This is a genomic window from Occallatibacter sp. (genome assembly GCF_049582745.1).
Classification (GTDB): Bacteria; Acidobacteriota; Terriglobia; order Terriglobales; family Acidobacteriaceae; genus Telmatobacter.
Genome location: NZ_JBAUUO010000013.1, coordinates 1 through 2,481, shown reverse-complemented (window position 1 = coordinate 2,481; position 2,481 = coordinate 1). Strand labels below are relative to the sequence as shown.

General features: G+C 54.9%; 2 protein-coding genes. One reads left to right on the top strand and one right to left on the bottom strand.

Going from position 1 to position 2,481, the window contains the following annotated elements:
* Window positions 1-554 precede the first annotated feature (554 nt).
* A complete protein-coding gene (locus tag WCA10_RS01740; protein ID WP_472820756.1) occupies window positions 555-1,121 on the bottom strand; it encodes a hypothetical protein in 567 nt (188 codons plus the stop codon).
* 316 nt (window positions 1,122-1,437) lie between these two features.
* Here WCA10_RS01740 and WCA10_RS01735 point away from each other — a divergent pair, with 316 nt between their 5' ends.
* A complete protein-coding gene (locus WCA10_RS01735) occupies window positions 1,438-2,283 on the top strand; it encodes a hypothetical protein (protein ID WP_472820755.1) in 846 nt (281 codons plus the stop codon).
* Window positions 2,284-2,481 lie beyond the last annotated feature (198 nt).

The following is a 2,481-nucleotide window of genomic DNA, read 5'->3' as shown; positions in this document are numbered from 1 at the left end:
CACCAGGCTTCCCCCGCTGAATCACCTTGCCTCGCAAAGCCCTTGCTATGGAAGTGCCCGCGCTGCCATGGGCTCATGCATCTGGTCGAGCGCATGACTGTCGCACAACTCTCCTTCACCGAACACGAGAAGGAATACCGGCTTGATTCTTCCTAGCTGTTTGACCAACGCGGCCTTCACCGTATGCTTCATGGCACGCTTAATGGAAGTGTGCCTCAGGCCGGAAGAATCTACTTTTTGCGTCTCTATCAGCCTCTTTTCTCCAGCATCTACTGCACCCAATTGCGGGTGCAGCATGGAGGGGTCGCACGCTTACCAGCCAACACTCGCTACAACGACCCAGCATAAAGCGATCAAAAACCCATAGCCAACATTTGTGCTCCGATCGCGCCAGCGCCTTCCTTCAAACCGCTCTATCCGACCTGCTCCGCGCTGTCTCCTGCCACTCATTGCGCCTCATCGCGCGGAGCAGCTCCGATAGAGTCCTGACGTTACTCGCTCGGAACCAAGGTATTTGGTATGTACTCGACAGGTGGCATGAGTCGGTTTGCCGATCAGTGACCATCGAGGTGCGAGAGCTTCTTCAAAACCTGATTCGCAATCTCTATGTATGACACAGTCACAGGCTTCTCGGACCTGCCTCGATAGGTTGTAGGCAGTACCGAACTAGTGAGGATGGGCTTTCGCGAATCTGATCGTCTAAGAGTGAACAGGATCATATCCTTGTCGCGGAATATTCCCGCATCCGCACCTTCAACACCCGCCGGCGATCCCTCCGATGGACGAATAGCATCATGCCATTCTAGATCGATTCTGAACGTACATCCCGAACGTTCAACCGATGCCTCCGCCATCTTCCTCTCCGCAACGACTAAAATGGGTTGAATCGAGCCACCATTTTGCAGCTTTCTCCTCGAAAGTTCTGCCGATAGCTCTCGTGCGACTGTGCCTGTCGTCTGTGCGAATCCGTTGCCCTTGGGAATTTCTACAACGCAAATCATGAGCCGCGGTGCCTCTTGTCCAAATGCAATGGGATTCATCAGGCCAGCCATCGAGAGAAGAGCAAAACTGAATGCAAAAATCATGGGACAGATGGTATGTGTCGGAAGTTTGAACAGCATCTCTAGGCGTCTCCCGGATTCAGCTTACTCGCGTGTTGTCCCGGGTCGTCCACGAACTGTTTGCCAATGAAGCCAAGGAAGACTCCTTGGACGAGTTCGGGTTTCCGGGTGATTGGTGGACAACTGGGAAATAACTCCCGTTGTGCCGTTTCGGGGTTACTTCAGGATTGACGGTCACTCGCCAACGATGGCCCGAACCGTGGCTTCACCACTGTGGCATCCGCTTCGTCATTGCACGATCAACGAATGAGCTCATTAGGACAAGCAAGCTGCCTAGCGAGGTTAACCGCTACACTTTTCCCGAGGAGGTCGCGATATGAAGTCGATTGCCTTTGGCTTGTTTGCCGCGATTCTGGTTCCGATGGTGCACACGCGAAGTGCTTGTCTCTTGGCGCAGGATGCACCGGCCGTTGCAACGGGCAATAAGACGTCACGTTTGATCGTTGGCCATCCCTTCTCCGCGATCAAGTTCGCGCACCGGGTGAAGGTTCTTCCGAATGGCAGGCAGCAATTTCTGCGCAATGAACGCTACCCAATGCGGATCGCCCGGGATGCGGGAGGGCGGCTGATGATGCAAGGGCGGAACAGCGACGATCTGGCGCCTGAGTGCGATCGCCTTGACCTACTGGTGCCGCCACCTTGTCCCGCCTGGAGAGTCTTCGTCATCGACCCCGTGGCGCACACGGTTACGCATTGGCCGGAAGGAGAAATCGCCGCCCACGGAGCAGTTGAGTACCCGCTCACACCGGCTCGGCTGGAGGAGGTCGCCGATTCAACTTCGTCAATGCCTTCGCTTGGTCCGGAATTTTCCCAAGAAGACGGCAAGATAACCAAGTTAGACCTCGGCAACAGGGACATCGAAGGCATCTCCGCACACGGCTTGCGATGGACGCTGCGATATGACGTGAATCAGGATGGCCAAATCGTGCAGCGCACGCGCATTCACGAGGTGTGGGCATCAGCGGAGATGCAAATCATCATCCGCGTCATTGACGGCGATCCGAACGGGGAGGAAACGGTGTGGGGCCTTGAGAAGATTTCGCTCGCACCAGATGGCGCGTTGTTTCGACCACCGGAAGGATACGATATGACACACCGAGAATACTCCGACCTATGGGCAGCAGGAGATTTTGAGAAGCTGAAGACATGGTTTGAGAAGTAGGCCAAATTGCGATCACGAGCGAGTGGTGGGCAATCCGGAAGTGGGCAATCCGGAAGTGGGCAATCCGGAAGTTGATATGGTGTGACCCTGTCAACATCTTCGAATCGCTGGGGTGGTTTTTGTTTTGTTTCTTGCTTTTTCCCTTTCGAGGACAAGGTCAGCAGCAGCCGTGGCAGGTAATGGCGACGATTGATCAAG